This window comes from Streptomyces sp. NPDC057137, from assembly GCF_042670825.1.
Taxonomy (GTDB): Bacteria; Actinomycetota; Actinomycetes; order Streptomycetales; family Streptomycetaceae; genus Streptomyces.
Map to the genome: position 1 here is coordinate 1 of NZ_JBHUUW010000037.1, position 23,557 is coordinate 23,557.

General features: G+C 70.4%; 24 protein-coding genes and 1 pseudogene. 21 read left to right on the forward strand and 4 right to left on the reverse strand.

Annotated features, from left to right (window positions below; genetic code table 11):
* Positions 1 to 77 precede the first annotated feature (77 nt).
* From ACFT9I_RS25550 to ACFT9I_RS25565, 4 genes are all read left to right on the forward strand, one after another.
* Entirely contained in the window at positions 78 to 1,151 is a 1,074-nt protein-coding gene (locus ACFT9I_RS25550; RefSeq protein ID WP_382567832.1) for a nitronate monooxygenase, read from the forward strand.
* Positions 1,148 to 1,888 carry a 16S rRNA (uracil(1498)-N(3))-methyltransferase gene (locus ACFT9I_RS25555; protein WP_382567834.1) on the forward strand — a complete coding sequence of 247 codons (741 nt, stop codon included), beginning with the start codon at positions 1,148 to 1,150 and terminating at the stop codon, positions 1,886 to 1,888. The genes ACFT9I_RS25550 and ACFT9I_RS25555 overlap by 4 nt, the downstream gene beginning before the upstream one ends.
* Before the next feature lie 102 nt (positions 1,889 to 1,990).
* Positions 1,991 to 2,350 carry a histidine triad nucleotide-binding protein gene (locus ACFT9I_RS25560; RefSeq protein WP_382567835.1) on the forward strand — a complete coding sequence of 120 codons (360 nt, stop codon included), beginning with the start codon at positions 1,991 to 1,993 and terminating at the stop codon, positions 2,348 to 2,350.
* A 12-nt stretch (positions 2,351 to 2,362) separates the two neighbouring features.
* Positions 2,363 to 3,271, forward strand: coding sequence for a ribonuclease Z (locus tag ACFT9I_RS25565; protein WP_382567837.1), 909 nt, complete (start codon positions 2,363 to 2,365; stop codon positions 3,269 to 3,271).
* Between the two features lie 49 nt (positions 3,272 to 3,320).
* Here the strand turns inward: ACFT9I_RS25565 and ACFT9I_RS25570 are convergent, their stop codons facing one another.
* The gene (locus tag ACFT9I_RS25570; RefSeq protein ID WP_382567839.1) at positions 3,321 to 4,853 is read right to left on the reverse strand and encodes a HEAT repeat domain-containing protein; all 1,533 of its coding nucleotides are present in this window, start codon (positions 4,851 to 4,853) and stop codon (positions 3,321 to 3,323) included.
* A 161-nt stretch (positions 4,854 to 5,014) separates the two neighbouring features.
* On the opposite strand from ACFT9I_RS25570, the gene ACFT9I_RS25575 reads away from it, so the two are divergent.
* The gene (locus ACFT9I_RS25575) at positions 5,015 to 6,127 is read left to right on the forward strand and encodes a carbohydrate kinase family protein (protein WP_382567841.1); all 1,113 of its coding nucleotides are present in this window, start codon (positions 5,015 to 5,017) and stop codon (positions 6,125 to 6,127) included.
* Between the two features lie 153 nt (positions 6,128 to 6,280).
* Positions 6,281 to 8,980, forward strand: a complete 2,700-nt coding sequence (locus ACFT9I_RS25580; RefSeq protein ID WP_382567843.1) for a GH92 family glycosyl hydrolase — start codon at positions 6,281 to 6,283, stop codon at positions 8,978 to 8,980.
* A gap of 39 nt (positions 8,981 to 9,019) precedes the next feature.
* Here the strand turns inward: ACFT9I_RS25580 and ACFT9I_RS25585 are convergent, their stop codons facing one another.
* Complete coding sequence (locus ACFT9I_RS25585) at positions 9,020 to 9,592, reverse strand: TetR-like C-terminal domain-containing protein (RefSeq protein WP_382567845.1); 573 nt, start codon at positions 9,590 to 9,592, stop codon at positions 9,020 to 9,022.
* A gap of 98 nt (positions 9,593 to 9,690) precedes the next feature.
* On the opposite strand from ACFT9I_RS25585, the gene ACFT9I_RS25590 reads away from it, so the two are divergent.
* The 6 genes from ACFT9I_RS25590 to ACFT9I_RS25615 all read left to right on the forward strand — a co-directional run bounded on the left by ACFT9I_RS25590 (position 9,691) and on the right by ACFT9I_RS25615 (position 15,237).
* Entirely contained in the window at positions 9,691 to 10,962 is a 1,272-nt protein-coding gene (locus tag ACFT9I_RS25590) for an MFS transporter (protein WP_382567847.1), read from the forward strand.
* Positions 10,963 to 11,078: 116 nt separating this feature from the next.
* A complete protein-coding gene (locus ACFT9I_RS25595) occupies positions 11,079 to 11,879 on the forward strand; it encodes an alpha/beta fold hydrolase (RefSeq protein ID WP_382567849.1) in 801 nt (266 codons plus the stop codon).
* A gap of 125 nt (positions 11,880 to 12,004) precedes the next feature.
* Positions 12,005 to 13,036, forward strand: a complete 1,032-nt coding sequence (locus tag ACFT9I_RS25600; RefSeq protein WP_382567850.1) for a PhoH family protein — start codon at positions 12,005 to 12,007, stop codon at positions 13,034 to 13,036.
* A gap of 46 nt (positions 13,037 to 13,082) precedes the next feature.
* Positions 13,083 to 13,580, forward strand: a complete 498-nt coding sequence (gene ybeY, locus ACFT9I_RS25605; protein WP_382567852.1) for an rRNA maturation RNase YbeY — start codon at positions 13,083 to 13,085, stop codon at positions 13,578 to 13,580.
* Positions 13,577 to 14,863 (forward strand): hemolysin family protein, encoded by a 1,287-nt coding sequence (locus tag ACFT9I_RS25610; RefSeq protein ID WP_382567854.1) that lies wholly within the window; start codon positions 13,577 to 13,579, stop codon positions 14,861 to 14,863. Before ybeY ends, ACFT9I_RS25610 begins: the two co-directional genes overlap by 4 nt.
* Before the next feature lie 20 nt (positions 14,864 to 14,883).
* Positions 14,884 to 15,237, forward strand: coding sequence for an MmcQ/YjbR family DNA-binding protein (locus tag ACFT9I_RS25615; RefSeq protein ID WP_382567963.1), 354 nt, complete (start codon positions 14,884 to 14,886; stop codon positions 15,235 to 15,237).
* Positions 15,238 to 15,254: 17 nt separating this feature from the next.
* Here the strand turns inward: ACFT9I_RS25615 and ACFT9I_RS25620 are convergent, their stop codons facing one another.
* Together ACFT9I_RS25620 and ACFT9I_RS25625 are read right to left on the reverse strand one after the other, a co-directional pair.
* Positions 15,255 to 16,661 (reverse strand): polysaccharide pyruvyl transferase family protein, encoded by a 1,407-nt coding sequence (locus tag ACFT9I_RS25620; protein WP_382567857.1) that lies wholly within the window; start codon positions 16,659 to 16,661, stop codon positions 15,255 to 15,257.
* A gap of 211 nt (positions 16,662 to 16,872) precedes the next feature.
* Positions 16,873 to 17,142, reverse strand: a complete 270-nt coding sequence (locus ACFT9I_RS25625; protein WP_382567859.1) for a hypothetical protein — start codon at positions 17,140 to 17,142, stop codon at positions 16,873 to 16,875.
* 46 nt (positions 17,143 to 17,188) lie between these two features.
* Here ACFT9I_RS25625 and ACFT9I_RS25630 point away from each other — a divergent pair.
* The 9 genes and pseudogenes from ACFT9I_RS25630 to ACFT9I_RS25670 all read left to right on the forward strand — a co-directional run.
* Positions 17,189 to 17,314, forward strand: a pseudogene (locus ACFT9I_RS25630) (GntR family transcriptional regulator); the annotation flags it as partial.
* 20 nt (positions 17,315 to 17,334) lie between these two features.
* Positions 17,335 to 17,766 carry a hypothetical protein gene (locus ACFT9I_RS25635; protein ID WP_382567860.1) on the forward strand — a complete coding sequence of 144 codons (432 nt, stop codon included), beginning with the start codon at positions 17,335 to 17,337 and terminating at the stop codon, positions 17,764 to 17,766.
* Positions 17,763 to 18,158 carry a VOC family protein gene (locus ACFT9I_RS25640; protein ID WP_382567862.1) on the forward strand — a complete coding sequence of 132 codons (396 nt, stop codon included), beginning with the start codon at positions 17,763 to 17,765 and terminating at the stop codon, positions 18,156 to 18,158. The genes ACFT9I_RS25635 and ACFT9I_RS25640 overlap by 4 nt, the downstream gene beginning before the upstream one ends.
* On the forward strand, positions 18,155 to 18,511 hold the full coding sequence (locus ACFT9I_RS25645) for a cytidine deaminase (RefSeq protein WP_382567864.1): 357 nt from the start codon (positions 18,155 to 18,157) through the stop codon (positions 18,509 to 18,511). Before ACFT9I_RS25640 ends, ACFT9I_RS25645 begins: the two co-directional genes overlap by 4 nt.
* Before the next feature lie 60 nt (positions 18,512 to 18,571).
* On the forward strand, positions 18,572 to 19,546 hold the full coding sequence (era, locus tag ACFT9I_RS25650; RefSeq protein ID WP_382567865.1) for a GTPase Era: 975 nt from the start codon (positions 18,572 to 18,574) through the stop codon (positions 19,544 to 19,546).
* 26 nt (positions 19,547 to 19,572) lie between these two features.
* A complete protein-coding gene (locus ACFT9I_RS25655) occupies positions 19,573 to 20,100 on the forward strand; it encodes a GNAT family N-acetyltransferase (protein ID WP_382567867.1) in 528 nt (175 codons plus the stop codon).
* A 68-nt stretch (positions 20,101 to 20,168) separates the two neighbouring features.
* Complete coding sequence (locus ACFT9I_RS25660; protein ID WP_382567868.1) at positions 20,169 to 20,537, forward strand: VOC family protein; 369 nt, start codon at positions 20,169 to 20,171, stop codon at positions 20,535 to 20,537.
* A 255-nt stretch (positions 20,538 to 20,792) separates the two neighbouring features.
* Positions 20,793 to 22,601 carry a 2-isopropylmalate synthase gene (gene leuA / locus ACFT9I_RS25665; RefSeq protein WP_382567870.1) on the forward strand — a complete coding sequence of 603 codons (1,809 nt, stop codon included), beginning with the start codon at positions 20,793 to 20,795 and terminating at the stop codon, positions 22,599 to 22,601.
* A gap of 165 nt (positions 22,602 to 22,766) precedes the next feature.
* A complete protein-coding gene (locus ACFT9I_RS25670) occupies positions 22,767 to 23,462 on the forward strand; it encodes a TerB family tellurite resistance protein (RefSeq protein ID WP_382567872.1) in 696 nt (231 codons plus the stop codon).
* The last annotated feature ends 95 nt before the right edge of the window (positions 23,463 to 23,557 follow it).

A 23,557-nucleotide genomic window follows, 5' to 3' on the forward strand; every position in this document is an offset into this window, starting at 1 on the left:
GGCTGCTTTCCAGCCCGTCCGGCGCCTGACGACGAACCGGCACCAATGCTCCACGGGCGACATGGCACCATGCGTGCATGTCCTCCGTGTTGACCGACATCTGCCGGTATCCGATCGTGCAGGCTCCCATGGCCGGCGGCGCGTCCTGCCCGCAGCTGGTCGCGGCCGTCGGTGATGCCGGGGGGCTCGGCTTCCTCGCCGCCGGGTACAAGACCGCCGACGGGATGTACCAGGAGGTCAAACAGCTCCGGGGGCTCAGCGGAGCTGCGTTCGGGATCAATCTGTTCATGCCGCAGCCGCACCACGACGACCACGCCGCCGTGGAGGTGTACCGCGAACAGCTCGCCGGTGAGGCGGGCTGGTACGGCACCCCGCTCGGCGACCCCGACGCGGGTCACGACGACGGGTACGAGGCCAAGCTCGCGATACTCCTCGACGATCCCGTCCCGGTCGTGTCGTTCACCTTCGGCTGCCCCACCCCCACCACCCTCGACGCCTTCACCCGCGTCGGCACCCTCACCGTCGTCACGGTGACCACGCCCGAGGAGGCCCAGACCGCCGAGTGGTCGGGCGCCGACGTCGTCTGCGTCCAGGGCGTCGAGGCCGGCGGACACCAGGGCACGCACCGCGACGACCCCGCCACCGACGGCGCGGGTATCGGGCTGCTGTCGCTCGTCACGCAGGTACGGGACTCCGTACGGCTGCCGATCATCGCGGCCGGCGGGCTCATGCGCGGCGCCCAGATCGCCGCCGTCCTCGCCGCGGGCGCCGGCGCCGCCCAGTTGGGCACCGCCTTCCTCGTCTGCCCGGAGTCCGGTGCCCACGCCCTCCACAAGCACGCCATGACCGACCCGCTGTTCACCCGCACCGAACTCACCCGCGCCTTCTCCGGCCGGCCCGCGCGCGGTCTCGTCAACCGCTTCATGCGCGAACACGGCCCCTACGCCCCGCCCGCGTACCCGGAGGTGCACCACCTCACCGCCGGACTCCGCAAGGCCGCCGCCAAGGTCGGCGACCCCCAGGGCATGGCCCTGTGGGCCGGCCAGGGCCACCGGATGGCCCGCGATCTGCCCGCCGGACAGCTCGTCGACGTCCTCGTCGACGAACTCGAAGCCGCCCGCGCCTCGTTGACCCTGGGAAACGCCTCATGACCGCACCTGTCTTCGTCGTCGACACCCCCGGCGCCCTGCGGCCGGGCACCGTCACACTCGACGGCCCCGAGGGCCGCCACGCCGTCTCCGTAAGGAGGCTGCGCGTGGGGGAGGAGGTCGTCCTGACCGACGGCGCGGGCACCGGGGCCTACGGGACGGTCGCCGCCGTCCACGGCAAGGACCGGCTGGACGTGGCGGTCGGCGGCCTTCGTACGGAGGACGAGCCCGCGCCCCGTATCACCGTGGTCCAGGCGCTGCCCAAGGGCGACCGGGGCGAACTGTCCGTCGAGACGATGACCGAGACCGGCGTCGACGCGATCGTGCCCTGGCAGGCCGCGCGCTGCATCACGCAGTGGAAGGGCGAACGGGGCGCCAAGGCCCTGGGGAAATGGCGCGCCACCGCCCGCGAGGCGGGCAAGCAGTCCCGCAGGCTCCGCTTCCCCGAGGTCGCCGAGGCGATGTCCTCCAAAGAGGTCGCGGCGCTACTGGCGGCGGCCGACTTCGCCGCCGTCCTGCACGAGGACGGCAGCGAGCCGCTGGCCACCGCCGAACTCCCCGGTACCGGAAGCATCGTGCTCGTCGTCGGCCCCGAGGGCGGCGTCTCACCGGACGAACTGGCGCTGTTCGCGGACGCCGGCGCCACCCCGTACCGGCTCGGCCGCACCGTCCTGCGCACCTCCACCGCCGGCACGGCCGCCGCCGCGCTGCTGCTGGGCCGCACCGGCCGCTGGTCCTGATCGCGGGAGACCGGCGGGCGGATAGCATGCCCTGGTACGGAAGTACGCCTCCGTACAGAAGTGACCAGGGGCGACCGGCCGACCGATGAGGAGACCCGGACCATGGCGGGAGAACGACAGGCCGACTGCCTGTTCTGCAAGATCGTCGCCGGGGAGGTGCCCGCCACCGTCGTACGCGAGACGGACACCACCGTGGCCTTCAGGGACATCAACCCGCAGGCCCCCACGCATGTGCTGGTGATCCCCAAGGTCCACTACCCGGACGCGGCCTCGCTCGCCGCCGCCGAGCCGCAGATCGCCGCCGACATCCTGCGCGAGTCCGCCGAGGTCGCCGCCGAGGACAAGACCGCGGGCAGCGGCTACCGGATCGTCTTCAACACCGGCAGCGGCGCGGGCCAGACCGTCTTCCACGCGCACGCCCACGTCCTGGGCGGGCGCGGCCTCAACTGGCCCCCCGGGTAGGCGGCCGACACCTTGTCCGTACGAGAGCTCGTCGTCCTGGGCACCGCCAGCCAGGTCCCCACCCGGCACCGCAACCACAACGGCTATCTGCTGCGCTGGGACGGCGAGGGCATCCTCTTCGACCCCGGCGACGGCACCCAGCGCCAGATGGTGCGCGCCGGAGTCGCGGCGTACGACATCAACCGCATCTGCGTCACGCACTTCCACGGCGACCACTCCCTCGGCCTCGCCGGGGTGATCCAGCGCGTCAACCTGGACCGGGTCCCGCACGAGGTCACCGCGCACTACCCGGCGAGCGGACAGCACTTCTTCAGGAGGCTGCGGTACGCGACGGCGTACCGCGAGACCGTCGGCATCACCGAGGCGCCCGTCGACGCCGACGGCGTGCTCGCCAGGACCGCCTCGTACACCCTCCGGGCCCACAAGCTCTCGCACCCCGTCGAGTCCTACGGCTACCGGATCACCGAGCCCGACGGCCGCCGGATGCTCCCGGAACGCCTCGCCGCGCACGGCATCGAGGGGCCCGACGTGGGGCGCCTCCAGCGGGACGGCGAACTGCGCGGGGTGACGCTCGCCGACGTCAGCGAGGAACGCAGGGGCCAGCGCTTCGCTTTCGTCATGGACACCCGGCTGTGCGACGGGGTACACGCGCTGGCCGACGGCTGCGACATGCTGGTCATCGAGTCCACCTTCCTCGACGATGACGCGCAACTGGCCGCCGACCACGGTCATCTGACCGCCGGTCAGGCGGGGACGGTGGCGGCGGAGGCCGGTGTACGGCACCTCGTACTGACGCACTTCTCGCAGCGCTACGGGGACCCGGCGGAGTTCGAGCGGCAGGCCAGGGCGGCCGGTTACGAGGGCGAGCTGACCGTCGCGGCCGACCTCGTACGCGTACCGCTGCCCAAACGCTCCGGTTGACCCGCCGGGGCCCCGGCCGCTTTCCCGCACGGCAGGGGCCGTCGGCCGGTCAGGGCCGGGCGGTCGCCGGTCTCCACCCGTCGAGCACCTTGGCCGCCGCGTCACGGGTACGGCGCGAGGCGTCGTCCGTGAGCGCGGTCAGCGACTCGATCGCCCCGTCCGCGCCCGCCGGCGGGCCGCCGTACTCCCGCAGATACTCGCCCAGGCCGTGCACGGCCTGGTAGCGGACGGCCTCCTCCGGGTCGTCCAGGTGCGCCACGAAGCGCGCCCCGTCCGCCGTGTCCGGCTCGTCCAGCAGCGACAGCGCCGCCGCGCGGACCTCGGCATTCGCCGACCGCTCGTCCAGCAACAGCCTTATCGACGGCAGGACTTCGGGATAGTGGGCCAGCGCGCGACCGGCCTGCCAGGCCACCTGCGGGTCGGTCACCAGACAGTCCAGCAGCGACCGCGCCGCCCTGCCGCGGTCCCGGCTAGGCAGCCGGTGCCGGCCCAGTCGGCCCAGTTGGCCAAGGCCGTTCAGCCCCCCGGCCCGCACCCGTACGTCCTCGTCCCGCAGGAGCGGAAGGAGGAGATCGAGGTCCCGCCGGTCGCCGAGCCCGCCGACGGCCCCGGCCGCCGCCGCCCGGAGCTCGGGGTGGCAGGGCCACTGCGTGAGGACGGACCTCAGCCGCCGGACGGCGGCCGAAGTGCCCATACGGGCCAGCGCCTCCACGACGGTCGGACCCAGCTCGGGATGGTCGATCCAGCGCCGCGCCGCCGGCAGGGCGCGGTGCTCACCCAGCCATCCCAGGGTCCCGAGCAGCGCACGTGCGACATCCGGGTCCCGTTCGTCGTCCAGCCGCGCGAGCAGCAGATCGGCGGTTCCGCGCCTCGGACCGTCGCCCAGTTTGCGCACCACCGCCCGGCGCACCTCCGGGGCCGGGTCGTGCAGACCCTCGATCAGTGAGTCCCACAGCCGCGGCGTGCAGCGGGAGGGCAAGGTGTCCAGCGCACGGGCACGGGCCGCGCCGGATCCGTGCCGCGCCGAGCGAAGAAGCTCCGCTTTGACGTCGCTGTCATCCATCCGCTTCCACACCAGCATCCGCGCGTGCCCCCAGACCATGCTCTCGGGGTCTCCCAGCAGCCGCACCACCGCCTCGATGTCACCGATCGTCCCCAGTCGCGTCAGTGCGACGAGCGCGTTGAGGCGCACATGCCGGTCCTCGTCCCGCAGCAGCCGTGTGAACGCCTCCGTGACGGCCGGGCCGGTCAGCCCGAGCCGGTCGGCGGCGAGCGAGGCCCGGCGCCGTACACGCGGGTCGGCGTCCCCCATCAGACCGATCAGTAACTCGCCGGTGGCGGTGCTGGCGGTGGTGGCGGTGCCGACACCGCGGGCGGGCCCGCCGGGAGCGCCGAGGCGGCCGAGGCCGACCGCGGCGGCGGCACGGACCGAGGGATCCGGATCGGCGCCCGCCGCGACGAGCGCCGACGCGTCCCCGGCGCTTCCGGTCCGGCCGAGCCCCTTGGCCGCGGCGGCCCGCCGCCACGGCTGCGGCGCCGACAACTCCCGCAGGAAAAAGGCGATTTGATGTTCGTTGCTCATGATGCCCCCTTTCAGTGTGAGACGTCCGACGGGCGCGGGGGTTGCCCCCGCCGCCGTTCCCGTCACCGACGTGACCCGACCGCCCGGCACGCTCCTCACGCCGACTGTCAGTGCCATCGGGCACACTGTCCGGATCCGTACGCCGATCCGGGAGCGCGACCGTGACCCCACGTGAAGGAACGCCGCAGGAGCACACCGCCCATGTCGACCCGCTGGGCGCCCTGCGCGCCCCGGACGACCCGGACTGCGACGTCTACCTGACCGGCACGGTCTTCCTCGACATCATCTTCACCGGCCTCGCCAGCGCCCCCGTGCGCGGCACCGAGTCCTGGGCCAGGGGCATGGGTTCGAGCCCCGGCGGCATCGCCAACATGGCCAGCGCGCTGGCCCGTCTCGGCCTGCGTACGTCGCTCGCCGCCGCCTTCGGCGACGACCACTACGGCGAGTACTGCTGGGACGCCCTGGAGCAGGGCGAGGGCATCGACCTCTCGCGCTCCCGTACCGTCCCCGGCTGGCACTCGCCGGTCACCGTCTCCATGGCGTACGAGGGCGAGCGCACGATGGTCTCGCACGGCCACGAGGCCCCGCCGCCCGAAGGCGCCCTGCCCGAGTGCCCGCCACGCGCGCGCGCCGCCGTCGCCGCGCTCACACCGGGCCGCAGCGACGGGTGGATCGCCCGCGCCGCCGAGCACGGGGCGCGGGTCTTCGCCGACGTGGGGTGGGACGACACCGGCCGCTGGGACCTGGCCGGACTTCCCGACCTGGCGCACTGCGAGGCGTTCCTGCCCAACGCCGAGGAGGCGATGCGCTACACCCGTACCGACTGCCCCAGGGCCGCCGCGCGGGCGCTCGCCGAGCTGGTGCCGCTGGTGGTCGTGACCCTGGGCGCGGAGGGTGCGTACGCGGTGGACAGCGCCAGCGGCGCCACCGCCGAGGTGCCGGCCATCGGTGTGGAGGCGCTCGATCCGACGGGCGCGGGCGACGTGTTCGTCGCCGGGTTCGTCACCGGCACGCTCGCCGGCTGGCCGCTCGCCGACCGGCTCGCGTTCTCCGGACTCACCGCCGCCCTGTCGGTCCAGGAGTTCGGCGGATCGCTGTCGGCGCCCGGCTGGGCGGAGGTCGCCGCCTGGTGGAGTTACGTCCAGGAGTCGTCGGACCAGGATCCGGCGGCGCTGCGCCGATACGCCTTCCTGACAGGGCTGTTGCCCGCGCCGAGCCGGCCGTGGCCGCTGCGCAGGGCCGTGCCGACGATCGGCTTCGGGCGTTCCGGCTGATCTCAGGTACCCGCGATCGGACGTTCCGGCTGACCTCGGGTGCCCGCGCCGGCGCCGTCGGTTGCCGCTGCGCGGTCTATTGACTTGCCCCACACCACCTGTAAACATCCGAGGTGTCTGGTAGACAACGTTGTCAAACGGGAGGGGTCCACCATGTCCAGATTCGGCACACGTTGGCGAACGGCGGTGGGAACGGTCGCGGCGGCGGTGGTGGCGGGCATGCTGGGAGCCCCCGCCGCGAGCGCCGCACCGCCTTTGGTTTCGGATCCCACCGTCTATGTCAATCCCATGGTGGGCACGACCACTTCGGGAATGACCTTCCCCGGGGCGTCGATGCCTTTCGGCATGGTGCAGAACAGCCCCGACACGAATGTGGGAAATGCCGCGTACAACTACGACGCGACCACGCTGACGGGCTTCAGTCAGGTGCATCTCTCCGGTATCGGCTGCCCCGCGGGCAGTTGGATACGTGTGATGCCGACCGTGGGCGACGTGACCGACACCTCTCTGTCGGCGAACATGTCGAAATTCAGTCATGACACCGAGGTGGCGAAGCCGGGTTACTACGGCGTCACGCTCGAAAAGAACAACATCCGCGCCGAGTTGACGTCGACCACCCGCACCGGTGTGGACCGTTTCACCTATGACAAGGGCGCGCAGGACCGCAAGCTGATCGTCAATGTGACGGATGTGTGGGGCCAGACGTTCGCCAGCGACGTCAAGGTGGTCGGCGACAAGATCCAGGGTTCCGTGACGAGCGGTTCGTTCTGCGGGCCCGACCGGCCGAGCCGCTACACCCTGCACTTCAGCATGACCCTCTCCGAGCCGATCGCCGGCGTCGCCACCTGGAACCGCGGCGAGAAGGTCCCGGTCGCCGGGCGTACGGCGGCCACCGGCGGCGCCGTGATCTCCTTCGCACCCGGCGGCAAGGCCCCGGTCGTCACCCACACCGGCGTCTCGTACACCTCGGTCGAGGGCGCGGAGAAGAACCGTGTCGCCGAACTCTCCACGGGCTCCAAGGGTTCGAAGGGCGCCGCGGACAAGCTGAAGTCCTTCGACACGGTGCGCGCCGACGCCCACAAGGCGTGGCAGAAGCAGCTCCGGAGCGTACGGGTCTCCAGTGACTCGGACGAGGACCTGAAGACCTTCTACACCGAGCTGTACCACAGCCTGCTGCACCCGTCGGTCGCCCAGGACGTGGACGGCACCTATCAGGGCTTCGACGGAAAGAAGCACAAGGTCGCACCGGGCGACGACTATTACCAGATGCTGTCGATGTGGGACACGTACCGTTCCCAGAATCAGCTTGTCGCGTTTCTCGAACCCAAACGCGCGACGGATATCGCCCGTTCGATCCTGGCGATCTACGAACAGGGCGGCTGGGTGCCCCGCTGGTCGCTCGGTCAGGCGGAGACGAATGCGACCAGCGGTGACCCCGTCACTCCGTTCATCGTGACCCTCTATTCGCGCGGATTGCTCGACGACGAACTCTCCGAGAAGCTGTTCGCCGCGCTGTGGAAGAACGTCAACGAGGTGCCGCCGCCCGCCACCAACATCAAGGCGCGTGAATTCAACCCGCAGTACATCGAGAAGGGCTACATTCCCGCCGAGCTGAGTGCGAACGAGGCCGCTTCCATCGGTCTCGAATACTCCCTCGCGGACTGTGCGCTCGGCACGATGGCCATCGGTCTCAAGAAGTACGAGGAGGCGGACCAACTCCGCCCGCGCTGCGACGAGTTCGCGCACATCTGGAATCCGGACGCCGAGTCCAAGGGCTACACCGGATTCCCGCAGGTCCGCGCCGCCGACGGCAGCTTCGTACCGACCGACGCCGTCGTGAACGGCAAGGGCTTCAAGGAAGGCACCGCCTGGCAGTACCAGTGGCTCGGCCAGCAGCACCCCGAGGCCCTGTTCGAGCTGATGGGCGGCGCCGACGAGGCCGAGAAGCGGCTCGACACGTTCTTCACCTTCCCGGCGATCGAGGACGACGTCTCGACGGCGGCGTCCAAGCACTGGGTGACCGGGCCGATCGACTACAACGGCCACTTCGAGTTCAACCCGAACAACGAGCCCGACTTCCACGCCCCGTGGATGTACGCGTGGACGGACAGCCCCTGGAAGACGTCCGCGGTCACCCGCGCCCAGCGGGCCCTCTACACCGACACGTACAACGGCGTTCCCGGCAACGACGACCTCGGTGCCAGCTCGGCGATGGCCGCGTTCGCGATGCTGGGCTTCTTCGAGGCGCAGCCCGGCTCCGGCAACTACATCTTCTCCGCGCCGATGTTCCCGAAGGCCGTCATCACCCGGCCCGACGGCACCCGGCTGACCCTGAACGCGCCGGGGGCGAAGGCGTCGACGATCCAGTACATCGACACGCTGACCGTCGCGGGCAGGAAGACCGGGCGCAGCTGGATCTCGGAGCACGACCTGCTCTCCGCCGGCACGGTGAACTTCAAGCTCACCACCGACGGCGCGAGCAGCGACTGGGGCCGCGGGGCGGAGAACCGGCCGCCCGCCATGCTGGGCGCGCAGGAGGCCCCGGCCGCGAAGTCCTCGGTGAAGCTCAAGGCATCGGACGACTCGCAGTGGTACGGCACCAAGGACCCGGTCGAGCTCACCGCCAAGGTGACGCTGGACCCGAAGGCCGAGCCGGCCGGGACCGTGGTCTTCAGGTCGGGCGGGCAGAAGCTGTCCACCGCGCCCGTGCGGTCCGGCAAGGCGGCCTACACCCTGAGGCCGGACACCACGGTCGGCAACAGGACGTTCACGGCCGAGTACGTCCCGGCCGAGGGGGAGCGGGCGACCGGCTCCACCAGCGACCCGGTCGTGGTGAAGGTCAGGAGGCGCTAGCTCCTGTCCGCCGGACAGGCCCGGGAAGTGCCTTGTCGGTCAGTCCGGCAGCAGATGTGAGACGAGGCCGCGCGCCCAGTCGAGGGTGAGAGGGGCGTTGGTGAAGACGGCCCGGTAGTAAAGAGGCGCGAGTACGGCGTCCGTGGTGTGTTCCAGGGTCGGGGGCTGATGCCCCCGGCCCTGTTCGCGTTCCAGGATGGCTTCGAGCTGCCGCTCGCGGTCGCCGCGGCAGGCCGCGGCGCCCTGTTCGCCGCCGGTGCCGATGGTGGCGCGTACCAGGGCGAGGGTGTCCGGGTCGCAGAGGTCCTTGGCGAGGTCGCACGCGTAGCGTTCCAGGTCGCCGCGGAGGCTTCCGGTGTCCGGCACCACGATGTCGCCGGAGAAACGGCTGGTCACGACGTCGGCGAGCAGATCACCGACGGCGCCCCAGCGGCGGTAGACCGTGGTGGCGTGCACGCCGGCGCGGGCGGCCACGACCGGGATCGTCAGGGGTTCGTTGGGCTCGTCGGCGACCAGTTCCTCGACGGCCCGGTGGACGGCCGCGCGGACTCGGGCGGAGCGGCCCCCCGGCCGGCTCCCGGTCGTTGAGGCGGAGGACGCAGTAGTGGGCACGTGGCCAGTATCGCATTGATCACTGCGACTAAAAAGCAGTGATCAATGCTTTTGTGTTAGCGTGAAGCCACTAACGCACAGATCGCTGCGAGATGACTATGTCTACTGACTCCGCCGTATCCGCCGACTCCGCCCTGTCCGCCGTGCGGCCCGACGAGGGCAGGCACCGTGTGCCACGCGGTACCGCCTTCCCCGGCGTCGCCGCCGTCTTCGTCGTCTTTCTGGCCGCCTCCAGCGTGCCGTCCCCGCTCTACCCCGTCTACCAGCAGCAATGGCACTTCTCGGCATGGGTGCTGACCGTCGTCTTCGCCCTGTACGTGGTCGGCCTGCTGGGCTCGCTGCTCGTCGTCGGGGCGCTGTCGGACCACCTCGGCCGCCGGCCGGTGCTCGCCGCGGCGATCGCGCTGGAGATCGTCGCGCTCGTGGTCTTCCTCGCCGCCGGGAACGTGGTCGTCCTGGCCGTCGCCCGGGTGCTTCAGGGCATCGCCACCGGTGCGGCGACGACCACGCTCAGCGCCACGCTCGTCGACCTCGAACCGCCGCACGCCCCGGGGCGCGCGGGGGTCGTCACCTCGGTGGCGCCCCTGACCGGACTCGCCCTCGGCGCTCTCGGTTCCGGTGCGCTGGTGGAGTTCGGCCCCGCCCCGACCCGGCTGGTCTACGGCCTGCTGCTCGGCGCCATGGTGCTGGCACTGGCCATGACCGCACTTCTGCCGGAGACCTCCCCACGCCGGCCGGGAGCCGTCGCCTCCCTGCGCCCACGAGCGGCGCTGCCCGCTCACCTGCGCGCGGACATCGTGCCGGTGGTGCCGGCCATGGTGGCCGCCTGGGCGCTGGCCGGGCTGTTCCTCTCCCTCGGCCCGTCCGTCGCGGGCGAGCTGTTCGGGCTGCGGAGCCGGCTGGTCGGCGGCGTCGTCGTGACGCTCCTGGCGGGCACCGGGGCGCTCACGGTGGCCGTACTGCGCACCCGTTCCGCGGCCTCGCTGCTGGCTCCCTCGTCCGCGCTGCTCGGGCTCGGCGTGCTGACCGCCCTCGCGGGAACGGTGACGGACCTCGTCTGGCTCGCCGCCGCCGGGACCGTCGTCGCGGGCGTCGGCTTCGGCGCCTCGGTACTGGCGACGTTCGGCACGTTCGCCCGGCTCGCCGGGCCGCACGAGCGCGGCGCGGTCTTCGCCTCCGCGAACATCATCAACTACCTCGGCAACAGCGTGCCCGCCGTGCTCGGCGGCATCGCCGTCACCGCCGTCGGCCTGCGGACCGCCACCGAGATCTACGCACTGGCGATCGTGGCGATCGTCTCCGCCGCCTTCCTCCTGCGGCTGGGCCAGCTGCGGGCCCAGCGCCGAGCGGTCGCGGCCCCGGGCGACTGAGGCCCCGGGCGAATGACGCTTCCCGGGCCACCGGCTCCACCGCTCCGTAGAGACCGCCGCATCCCTCCAGAAGCCCCATCCGGCACCATACGTAACGTACGAAAGAAGGAAGCACTGTGACCACCTCAAGCGCCACCACCGGCGAGAACCTCCATGTCCGGCGATCGGACCACACGACCATCCGGTACACCGCCACCGGACCCGCCGACGGGCCGGTCCTGGTCCTCATCCACGGCTGGGCGTGCGACCGCGGCGACTACGACGCCGTGACCGGCCACCTGCCCGCCGGCTACCGGGTCCTCGCCGTCGACCTCGCCGAGCACGGCGAGTCCCGCTCGACGCGAGCCGTATGGACCATCGAGGAGTTCGCCCGCGACGTGGCGGCGGTGCTGGAGGCCCAGTCCGTGACCACGGCCGTCGTGGCCGGGCACTCCCACGGCGCGGCGGTCGCCGTCGAGGTCGGCCGGCTGCTCCCCGACACCGTCTCGCACGTGGTCGCACTCGACGGGCTGCACTATCTGTCCCTGTTCCCGGCGCAGAGCGAGGAGCAGGCCGGCGCCCTGCTGGGCCTGTTCCGCGACGACTTCCCCACGGCGGTGCGCGGCCTGGTCGAAGGGGGCTCCCCGGCCGGGACCGACCCGGCGCGCAAGGACGCCTACTTCCAGAAGATGGTCAGGGTGCGCCAGCCCGGGGGTCTGCGGGCCATCGAGGGCCTGGTGCACTGGGACATGGACGCGGCGCTGCGCGAGACGAAGCAGCCGATCACCGTGTTCGCCATTCGTGATCTGATGGCGCAGGAGGCGATCGACCGCTACGCGGACCGCCTCGACATCGTGCTGGTCGACCTCGGGAGCCACCACTTCCAGGTGGAGGCTCCGGAGGGTACGGCGAGGCTGCTGGCCGGTGTCGTGGGCTGACGGGACGAACGCGCGCGGAAAAGCCCTACGGGCTTGTCAGTGCGGGGTCGTACGCTGGTACCCAGAGGTTGTCGAGCGGCGAGAACCCTGCAACGGGAGGTATGTGCAGGCCACAGTGCCGGCCCATGACTCAGACACCCACAGTTCCGACCCCCGCGCCCGGTCAGGCGCGAGCCCACTTCACCATCCCCGCCAAGCACCCGATGGTGACGATCCTGGGTTCCGGTGACTCGTTGCTGCGCGTGATCGAGAAGGCGTTCCCGGCCGCCGACATCCATGTCCGGGGCAATGAGATCAGCGCCGTGGGCGACGCGGCCGAGGTCGCTCTCATCCAGAGCCTGTTCGACGAGATGATGCTGGTGCTCCGCACCGGTCAGCCGATGACGGAGGACGCAGTGGAACGCTCGATCGCCATGCTCAGGGCGAGCGAGAACGGCGGCGCGGACGGTCCCGAGACTCCCGCCGAAGTTCTCACTCAGAACATCGTCTCCAGCCGTGGCCGCACGATCCGCCCCAAGACGCTCAACCAGAAGCGTTATGTGGACGCGATCGACAAGCACACGATCGTCTTCGGTATCGGCCCGGCGGGTACGGGCAAGACGTATCTCGCCATGGCCAAGGCCGTGCAGGCCCTTCAGTCCAAGCAGGTCACCAGGATCATCCTGACCAGGCCCGCGGTGGAGGCGGGGGAGCGGCTCGGCTTCCTGCCCGGCACGCTGTACGAGAAGATCGACCCGTATCTGCGCCCTCTCTACGACGCGCTGCACGACATGCTCGACCCCGACTCGATCCCGCGCCTGATGGCGGCGGGCACGATCGAGGTGGCGCCCCTGGCGTACATGCGCGGCCGGACGCTGAACGACGCATTCATCATCCTCGACGAGGCGCAGAACACCAGCTCGCAGCAGATGAAGATGTTCCTGACGAGGCTCGGCTTCGACTCGAAGATCGTCATCACGGGCGACGTGACCCAGGTCGACCTTCCCGGCGGGACGAAGAGCGGGCTGCGCCAAGTGCAGGACATCCTGCACGACGTGGAGGACGTGCACTTCTCCCGGCTCACCTCCGAGGATGTCGTACGGCACAAGCTCGTCGGCCGTATCGTCGACGCCTACGAGCAGTACGACAGCCGCAACGGCAACGAACCGCACAGCTGAGCAGCGGCACGACCAGCGGCACTAACCGGGAGAGTCACACCGCACCATGTCGATCGACGTCAACAACGAGTCAGGCACCGAGGTCGACGAGCAGGCGATCCTCGGGGCCGCCCGCTACGCGCTCACGCGGATGCGTATCCACCCCCTCTCCGAGCTGTCGGTGATCGTGGTGGACTCGGCCGCCATGGAGCAGCTGCACATGCAGTGGATGGACCTCCCGGGTCCGACCGATGTCATGTCCTTCCCGATGGACGAGCTGCGTCCGCCGGTGAAGGACGACGAGGAGCCCCCGCAGGGGCTCCTCGGTGACGTCGTGCTCTGCCCGGAGGTCGCGAAGACCCAGGGCGAGGAAGCGCCGACGCAGCACTCCATGGACGAGGAGCTTCAGCTCCTCACCGTCCACGGTGTGCTGCACCTCCTCGGGTACGACCACGAGGAGCCGGACGAGAAGGCCGAGATGTTCGGCCTCCAGGCGGCCATCGTGGACGGCTGGCGGGCCGAACAGGGCCTGACCGGTCCCTCTCCCGCGCCGACCGTCTCGTGATCGCGCAACTGATCGTCGGGGCGGTCGCGCTGGTCGTCGTCGCCTGGCTGGCGGCCTGCGCCGAGGCGGGCCTGGCCCGCGTCTCCAGCTTCCGCGCCGCCGAGGCGGAGCGCTCCGGGCGGCGCGGCGCCGACAAGCTGGCGCAGATCGCCGCCGACCCGACGCGGTATCTCAACGTGGCGCTGCTGGTGCGGGTCGCCTGCGAGATGGCGGCGGGGGTGCTGGTCACGTACGTCTGCCTGGAGGAGTTCTCCGAGACCTGGGCCGCGCTGCTCGTCGCGATCGGCGTGATGGTCCTCGTGAGTTACGTCGCCGTGGGCGTCTCACCGCGCACCATCGGCCGCCAGCACCCGCTGAACACGGCGACCGTCGCGGCGTACGTGCTGCTGCCGCTGGCCCGGATCATGGGCCCGATCCCGCAGCTGCTGATCCTCCTGGGCAACGCGCTCACACCCGGCAAGGGCTTCCGTAAAGGACCGTTCGCGAGCGAGGCCGAGCTGCGGGCGATGGTGGACCTTGCCGAGCAGGAGTCGCTGATCGAGGACGACGAGCGCCGGATGGTGCACTCGGTCTTCGAGCTGGGCGACACGCTGGTGCGGGAGGTCATGGTCCCGCGTACGGACCTGGTCTGCATCGAGCGCTACAAGACGATCCGGCAGGCCCTGACGCTGGCGCTGCGCTCCGGCTTCTCCCGGATCCCGGTCACGGGGGAGAACGAGGACGACATCGTCGGCATCGTCTACCTCAAGGACCTCGTCAGGAAGACGCACATCAACCGTGACTCCGAGGCCGATCTGGTCTCCACCGCGATGCGCCCGGCGGCGTTCGTGCCGGACACGAAGAACGCGGGCGATCTGCTGCGGGAGATGCAGCAGGAGCGCAATCACGTCGCCGTCGTCATCGACGAGTACGGCGGCACGGCCGGCATCGTGACGATCGAGGACATCCTGGAGGAGATCGTCGGCGAGATCACGGACGAGTACGACCGTGAACTGCCGCCGGTCGAGGAGACCGGCACCGACTCCTACCGGGTCACGGCCCGGCTCGACATCGGCGATCTCGGGGAGCTGTACGGGCTCGACGAGTTCGACGACGAGGACGTGGAGACCGTGGGCGGTCTGCTCGCGAAGGCGCTCGGCCGGGTGCCGATCGCCGGTGCCAGCGCGCTGGTGGAGCTGCCGGACGGGCGCACGCTGCGACTGACGGCGGAGTCCCCGGCGGGCCGCCGGAACAAGATCGTGACGGTCCTCGCGGAGCCGGCCGAGCCGGCGACGACACGGTGAACGCCTCCCGGGACGGTTCGCTGTCGCGGGACGAACTGCGGGCGTTCTGCCTGGAGTTCAACGCGGTGACGGAGGAGTTCCCCTTCAACCCGGAGACCTCGGTCTTCAAGGTGGTGGGAAAGGTCTTCGCGCTCACGGCCCTGGACGGCGAGCCGTTGAAGGTCTCACTCAAGTGCGACCCGGACGAGGCGATCCGCCTGCGCGCGGCCCACCCGGAAATCGTCCCCGGCTGGCACCTCAACAAACGCCACTGGAACACGGTCACGGTCCCCGGCCTCCCGGCGCGGACGGTGCGCGAGCTGATCGAGGACAGCTACGACCTGGTGGTGGCCGGCCTCCCGAAGTCGGAGCGCCTCCGGCTGGACCGGCCGTAGCGGGCTCTTCGGGCGGATCAGTTGTTGGGCCGCAGCCGGCGCCGTACCTGACGCCGGACGGCCGGACCGATCCGCACCGGCAGGCTCTTCTCCAGACTGGCCAGCCGCCGCTCCATGAGGTTGAGCTGCCTCTGGAGCTCGTTGTTCTTCTTGGTGAGTATGTTGATACTGCGGTCGGCGACGGTGTGACGCTCGTGCAGCCTGCTGAAGCGGTAGTGCAGCGAGCCGTCGTCGGTGCCGTCCCACACGCCCAGTGACGGCGGCAGATCGAGGGCGCCGAGCCGCAGGTCGTAGGCGGCGCCGCCGTCGCCGTGCGTGAAGGTGTTCTCCAGACCGTTCCGGTCGAGGAAGGCCACGAAACGGTCGAAGCGCTCCTTGTGCCCGTTCACCAGCTCGCTGTAGTCGGCCTGCTCGTACAACTCGCGCGGATGGATGTCGGCGGGCGTGGCGCTGAGCATCCGGTGCGGGATGCCGAAGTAGCGGCAGAGTTCCAGGGTCCGGGAGTCATGGACGAGGACGACGCTGGGCGTGCCGGCGAGCAGGGGCGCGATGTTGCCGTGGATGCGGGTGCCGTAGACGAAGTCGTACGTCGCCAGTTCGTCCATCCAGGTCTTGGGATCGAGCGGGACCCGCACCCGGTTCTCCGAGAACAGCGGGTGCGTCAACTGCCTGGGGAAGCGGGTCGTGGGGCCGGTGACGGCGGAGGTGTCGCCCCAGAAGAGGACTTCGGCGTCGGCGATGTTCTGCGCGTAGTACCTGAGATGCGGGAAGCGGCTCAGCGCGTGACGGGCCAGGCCTTCCATGTCGCCGACGGCTGTCGCACCGGGCGACATGTTGATCGCTATCCGGGAGTGGGCGTCGATCTGGCCCGGGTCCCGCAGGGTCGGGAAGGTGCCGCCGTGGAGGAACATCGACGGACAGCCGATGACCTCGACGTGCCGCTTGAAGCCGAGCCGTTCCAGGTAGGAGGCGGTCAGTTCACCGCGTACGCCGATGGACGCGGATCTCTCCAGGACGGCCTTGACGAATCTCTTCACCGAGGCCTCGATGGGCGCGAGCCGGGCGGTGTCGTAGTCCTCGGGCACCTGCGCGCCCACGCCCACGACGACGACGGGGATGGTGAGCTGCTCGATGAGGGCGGAGAGCTTGTTCAGGTTGGGCTTGAAGGACGGCCGGAAGGCGTTGGCCAGCGGCACGACGAAGACGTCGTAGTCCCGGTTGATCTGCCGCGCCCGCTCCGGCGTCGCGACGGTGCCGATACCGTTCGACGTGACTTCGGTCCGCTCGGTGAGCAGGATCTTGTGCGCGGCGTCGCTGAAGAGCAGATTCCCGGAGTTCGTGCCGATCAGGTCCTTCTGCAGGAACTCCTGCTGACTGGCGACGTAGAACGGGCTCTTCCCGGAGCGTATGAGTATGCGTTTCATGGACCTCTTCCTCGTCTGCTCGGACAACCCGCCCGGGAGCCCGGCACGGCACGCTCGCCCCCCGACGACATCGGTCCTGATCAGGTGACCGGCCGGTGTGGAACGGGAGGATACCCGAGGTCAAAAGCTAGAAGACATGGCTATTTCACCCTTTGTTGGCATGCCATTCATGCGATCTTAAGCTCGCATCCTGAGCCGGAATCGTGACGTTTCACGCTCGGCCGGACGGGCGCTGCGCTCTGTGCGTCGTCGACGGGTCCGGGCGGAGGGAGCCGAGGCGGATGACGGTGATCCCGCGCAGCCGGACGAGCGACTGTCCGGCGCGGATCCAGCGGATGCGGGGATCTTCGAAGCCCACGCTGTTCGCGTCCCACGCGATCGGGGCCGGATACCCCGGACGGTAGAGGGCCCCTCGTACCCCGACGAGTTCGAACGCGCGCCCCCAGGACGGTGCACCGTCGCCGGAGGTGGGGGCAGGCATGGGCCGACTTCACCGCGCAGGGCGAGCAGAGCGGCGGTTGGACCTCTCCGACGGGACGCCCGTCGTGCTGATCTGCCGCACGGCGTTCGCCGGCGACGGGCGAGCGGTCGAAATCAACGAGATGGTTCTCGACTCGGCGGCGTACGTTCTTGAGTACGACTTCGACGCCTAGTACGTCTCGGGGAGCGCCTGATGGCAGTTGAGCGCGGGGAGGCCCCGCAGGACGGGCTGGACCAGGTCCAGCGGCACTTCAGGAACCCTCCGGGTGTGGTTCAAGTGGGGCCGGGCTGGCGGGATCTGGTGCTGGCGTGTCATCGGGCCGTCGTGGCGGAGTTTCCCGAGTACGAGTTGCTCGCCGTGAAGCAGAAGTGGGCGTCCCTGGCCTTCCAGGCGTTTCCTCGCGCGTGGGAACGGGGCGGGAACTGGACGGACGGCGAGTGCGAGCGGTTCCACGCGCTGATCGAGGTGTTCGCCCGGCGCAGCGAGACGGTCTGTGAACGCTGTGGCGCGGACGGGTCCCGGCGTGAAAGCAGGTGGATCGAGCTGGTCCTGTGCGACCCGTGCGAGTCGCGGGTTCCGGAGGACGGGGACGTCCTGCGCGACGGAGGGGCGGTCCGTCGGTGATCGGGACGCTGCAATCCGTCGTACTGGACTGCCCGGACGTGCTGGAGCTCGCGCGGTTCTATCAGGGGCTCCTCGGCGGCACCGTCAATCGGCCCGACCCCCGGTGGGCCGTGGACGACGGCTTCGCGACCCTGCACACCGGTGACGGCCCGGTGTTCGCGTTCCAGCGGGTGCCGGACCACCGGGCGCCGCGGTGGCCCGACGGGGAGTATCCGCAGCAGTTCCATCTGGACCTCGACGTCGCGGACATCGAGCGGGCCCGGGAGCAAGTCCTCGGCCTCGGCGCCGTGTTGCTCCGGGTCGACCCCGCCGGGTGGAGCGTCTTCGTGGATCCGGCGGGGCATCCCTTCCGTCTGCTCGGCCGGCCGGGCTCTCTATGCTCGGGCGCATGACGACGCAGAACACCGACCTCGACCCCGAGGACCGCAAGATCATCACGTTGGCCCGCAGCGCGCGTGCCCGTAACGGGGTGCCCGAGGGGGCCGCCGTGCGGGACGACACCGGGCGGACCTATGCCGCCGGGACCGTCGACCTCGACTCCCTCAAGCTCAGCGCGCTGCGGACCGCCGTCGCCATGGCCGTCGCGAGCGGCGCCACCTCGCTGGAGGCCGCCGCCGTCGTCACCGACGCCGAGGCGGCGAGTGACGAGGACCGCGCCGCTGTACGCGACCTCGGCGGAGCCGGTACGCCCGTGCTGGTGGCCGCTCCCGACGGGACCGTGCGGAGCACGGTGAGCGCCGGCTGAGCCATCCGGAGGGCCCGCCTCCGGACCGACTGGTCGGCGAGGGCGGGACCATCGGGGAGAATGGGCGGCATGAGCGCTCGTACCCCTTCGTCTCCCGAGACTTCCGCCGAACCGTCCGAAGCCCCCCACCGGGCCGGTTTCGCCTGCTTCGTCGGTCGCCCCAACGCGGGCAAGTCCACCCTCACGAACGCTCTGGTCGGCCAGAAGGTGGCGATCACGTCGAGCCGGCCGCAGACCACGCGCCACACGGTGCGCGGCATCGTGCACCGGCCCGAGGCGCAGCTGATCCTGGTCGACACCCCCGGTCTCCACAAGCCGCGCACGCTGCTCGGCGAGCGGCTGAACGACGTCGTACGGACCACCTGGGCCGAGGTCGACGTCATCGGTTTCTGCGTGCCCGCCGACCAGAAGCTCGGCCCCGGTGACCGCTTCATCGCCAAGGAGCTCGCCGGGATCCGGAAGACGCCGAAGGTCGCGCTCGTCACCAAGACCGACCTCGTCGACTCCCGCGTCCTGGCCGAGCAGTTGATCGCGATCGACCAGCTCGGCAAGGAGCTGGGCTTCGAGTGGGCGGAGATCATCCCGGTCTCGGCGGTCAGCGGCGACCAGGTCGAGCTCGTCGCCGATCTGCTGGTCCCGCTGCTGCCGGAGAGCCCGCCGCTCTACCCGGAGGGTGACCTCACCGACGAGCCCGAGATGGTCATGGTGGCCGAGCTGATCCGCGAGGCCGCGCTCGAAGGCGTACGGGACGAGCTGCCGCACTCGATCGCGGTCGTGGTCGAGGAGATGCTGCCGCGCGAGGACCGGCCGGCGGACAAGCCGCTGCTGGACATCCACGCGAACGTCTACATCGAGCGGCCGAGCCAGAAGGGGATCATCATCGGCCCCAAGGGCAAGCGGCTCAAGGAGGTCGGGACGAAGTCCCGCAAGCACATCGAGGCGCTGCTGGGCACGCCGGTCTTCCTCGATCTGCACGTCAAGGTCGCGAAGGACTGGCAGCGCGATCCGAAGCAGCTGCGCAAGCTCGGCTTCTGACGACGCACCCCGACGAGGACCGGCCCATGCGCGGCAGTACCAGGATCCGTCTGATCGAGCCCGCCGACGCCGCCCCGATAGCCGCGCACCGGGTGCGGGACGTCGAGGCTTTCCGGCCCTGGGAACCGGCCCAGCCCGCCGACTTCTTCACCCCGGAGGGCCAGGCGGAGCGGATCGACAGCCTGCTGGCCGGACACCGGGCCGGCACGGTCTGGCCGGGCGTGGTGCTCGCCGACGGCCAGGTGGTCGGGCAGGTCACCGTCGGAGGCATCCTGCCGCAGCCGCACCTGCGCCGCGGCTCCGTCGGATACTGGATCGGCAGCGTCGCCCAGAACCAGGGGCACGCCGGGCAGGCCGTCGGGCTGGTACTGCGGGTGATGAGGGACGAACTCGGTCTGCACCGCGCCGAGGCGTCCACCAATCTGGAGAATCTGCCGTCGCAGCGGGTGCTGCGCCGCAACGGGTTCAGCCCGTACGGCGTCGCGCACTCCTCGATCCTTCTCGACGGGAGCTGGCGGGACGGACTGCTGTGGGAGCGGCTCCTCGGCGACTGACGGGGCGGCCGACGGGGCGACCGACCGGTCGTTTCGGACCGGAACCGGCCCGCGCCATAATCGGCCGGATGATCGGACACCTGTTCTCCACCGTCATCGACTGCCCCGATCCGTCCGAGCTGGCCGACTTCTACGGGAAACTGCTGTCACTCCCACGGCTGGAAGACACCGGCGAGTTCGTCATGCTCGGCACCACGCCACCTACTCACGTCGTGACGTTTCAGAAGGTCGACGACTACCGGCCGCCGCAGTGGTCCGTCCCCGGCCATCCTCAGCAGATGCACATCGACGTCATGGTCGCCGATCTCGACGTGGCCGAGCGCCAGGTCCTCGCCCTGGGCGCGACCCTGCTCGACGGCTCGGACAAGCCGATCGGCTACCGGGTCTACGCCGACCCCGTCGGCCACCCCTTCTGCCTCGTCACGCCCCTGGACTGAGCGGTGAAGCGCCTGCGAAATGGAGGTTTCGCAGGCGTTTGGCCCCTACCTCCGATGATCCCGCATACTGATACGGGACCGCGCGGACCGGACGGCTCCGCTAGGCTGCGGGACATCATGCGTTTCGGGCTGCTTCTCCTTAGCTGCCGCGGCGAGGGTCTGTAGTCGTAGGCCGACCCCCTCCCCGCGGAGTCTGGTGATGCGGTTTTCCCGCCCCGTCGGCCGTTCCAGCGGACACACGAGGAGCCCCACGCAATGTCTGAGCGCACTTCCGAGCGCCTGTCCGACCCCGCGGCAGCCGGATCGGCCGTCGGCCGTCCCACCCCGATCACCAACGCGACGCACACCCAGAAGCCGTCCGGGATGCCGATCCACAAGTACGGCCGCTACGAGGCCGTGGACATCCCCGACCGGACGTGGCCGGACAACCGCCTCACCCAGGCGCCCCGCTGGCTCTCCACCGACCTGCGCGACGGCAACCAGGCGCTGATCGACCCCATGTCGCCCGCCCGCAAGCGCGAGATGTTCGACCTGCTGGTGCGCATGGGCTACAAGGAGATCGAGGTCGGTTTCCCCTCGTCCGGCGAGACCGACTTCGCCTTCGTGCGGTCGATCATCGAAGAGGGCGCCATCCCCGAGGACGTGACCATCTCCGTCCTGACGCAGGCCAGGGAAGAGCTGATCGAGCGCACCGTCCAGTCGCTCGTCGGCGCCCACCGCGCCACCGTCCACCTGTACAACGCCACCGCCCCCACCTTCCGCCGCGTCGTCTTCCGCGGCAGCCGTGAGCAGGTCAGGCAGATCGCCGTGGACGGTACGCGACTGGTCTCCGAGTACGCCGAGAAGATCCTGGGCCCGGAGACGGTCTTCGGCTACCAGTACAGCCCGGAGATCTTCACCGACACCGAGCTGGACTTCGCCCTGGAGGTCTGCGAGGGCGTCATGGACGTCTGGCAGCCCGAGGAGGGCCGCGAGATCATCCTGAACCTGCCGGCCACCGTCGAGCGCTCCACGCCGTCCACGCACGCCGACCGCTTCGAGTGGATGTCGCGGAACCTGTCGCGCCGTGAGCACGTGTGTCTCTCCGTGCACCCGCACAACGACCGCGGCACCGCCGTCGCCGCCGCCGAGCTGGCGATCATGGCCGGGGCCGACCGGATCGAGGGCTGTCTGTTCGGCCAGGGCGAGCGCACCGGCAACGTCGACCTGGTGACCCTGGGCATGAACCTGTTCTCCCAGGGCGTCGACCCGCAGATCGACTTCTCGCAGATCGACGAGATCCGTCGCACCAGCGAGTACTGCAACCAGATGGAGATCCACCCGCGCCACCCCTACGCGGGCGACCTCGTCTACACCTCCTTCTCCGGCTCCCACCAGGACGCCATCAAGAAGGGCTTCGACGCGATGGAGGCGGACGCCGCCGCCCAGGGCAGGACGGTCGACGAGATCGAGTGGGCCGTGCCCTATCTGCCGATCGACCCCAAGGACGTGGGGCGTTCGTACGAGGCGGTCATCCGGGTCAACTCGCAGTCCGGCAAGGGCGGTATCGCCTACGTGCTGAAGAACGAGCACAAGCTGGACCTGCCGCGCCGGATGCAGATCGAGTTCTCGCGGATCATCCAGGCGAAGACGGACTCCGAGGGCGGCGAGGTCACACCGAAGCAGATCTGGTCGGCCTTCGAGGACGAGTACCTGCCCAACTCGGACGGCACCGGCGCCCGTTGGGGCCGGATCCAGCTGCGTTCCGGCCAGAGCACCACCGACAAGGACGGCACGGACACCCTCACCGTCGAAGCCGTGGTGGACGGCCAGGAAACCGTGCTCACCGGCTCCGGCAACGGGCCGATTTCGGCCTTCTTCGCCGCGCTGGCCGCCGTCGGCGTCGACGCCCGGCTGCTGGACTACTCCGAGCACACCATGAGCGAGGGCGCGAGCGCGCAGGCCGCCTCGTACATCGAGTGCGCGATCGACGGAAAGGTGCTGTGGGGTATCGGCATTGACGCCAACACCACGCGCGCCTCACTGAAGGCCGTCGTCTCCGCGGTGAACCGCGCAACGCGCTGACCTGAGCGTTTACCGCCAGAACCGGAGCCCCGTCCACCAAACGCGGTGGGCGGGGTTCGGCCATGTCGTGGCGACCTGACGCCGAGGTAATGACGCCGCATCGTTGCTGTGGTTAACATCACGTCAATGCGGCAAAGTTGCCGAAGCGTTATGGAGGTGCGCGACGTGCTGCCAGGCCAGGGATCGAACGGCAGGAAACTGCGCATCTGCGGCATTCACACCGCGTGGAACACCATCGGGGACGGCGAGTTCTTCTGCCCCGACTGCGGCGGTGACCGCAACTACCGCCGACGCACCGGCCGTCGCCGCTTCGCCGTGCTCGGCGTGCCGCTGCTGCCGCGCGGTGAGGCCGGCCCCGTCATCGAATGCGCCGCCTGCCACGGCCACTTCGGCACCGACATCCTCGACCACCCCACCACCGTCCGCTTCTCCGCGATGCTCCGCGACGCCGTGCACACGGTGGCGCTCGCCGTCCTCGCCGCGGGCGGCACATCCTCCCGTACGGTCCGGGAGACCGCGGTCGGCACGGTCAGGTCGGCCGGGATCGAGGACTGCACCGAGGAGCAGCTCACGGAGCTCGTGGAGGCGCTGGCCGCCGACACGGGGCGGTTCCTGATCGACCCGGGCCCGTGCGGCGCGGCGCTCGCCATCGAGCTGCACGAGGCGCTGGAGCCGCTGGCCCCGCATCTCGCCGCGGCCGGCCGGGAGTCGATCCTGCTCCAGGGCGCGCGGATCGCGCTGGCCGACGGGCCGTACAGCGCGGCGGAGCGCGACGTGCTGACCATCGTCGGCGGCGCGTTGCAGCTGTGCGCCGACGACACCGCCCGGCTCCTCGAATCGGCCCGTACGCCCTCGTCCTGAGCCACCCCTCCGGCGACCCGGCCCGCACGCCCGCATACTCCCCCGGGAGTAGCGGCGCGGCCCTGTCACCCGGGGTGGTAATCCCCATCTCGCTC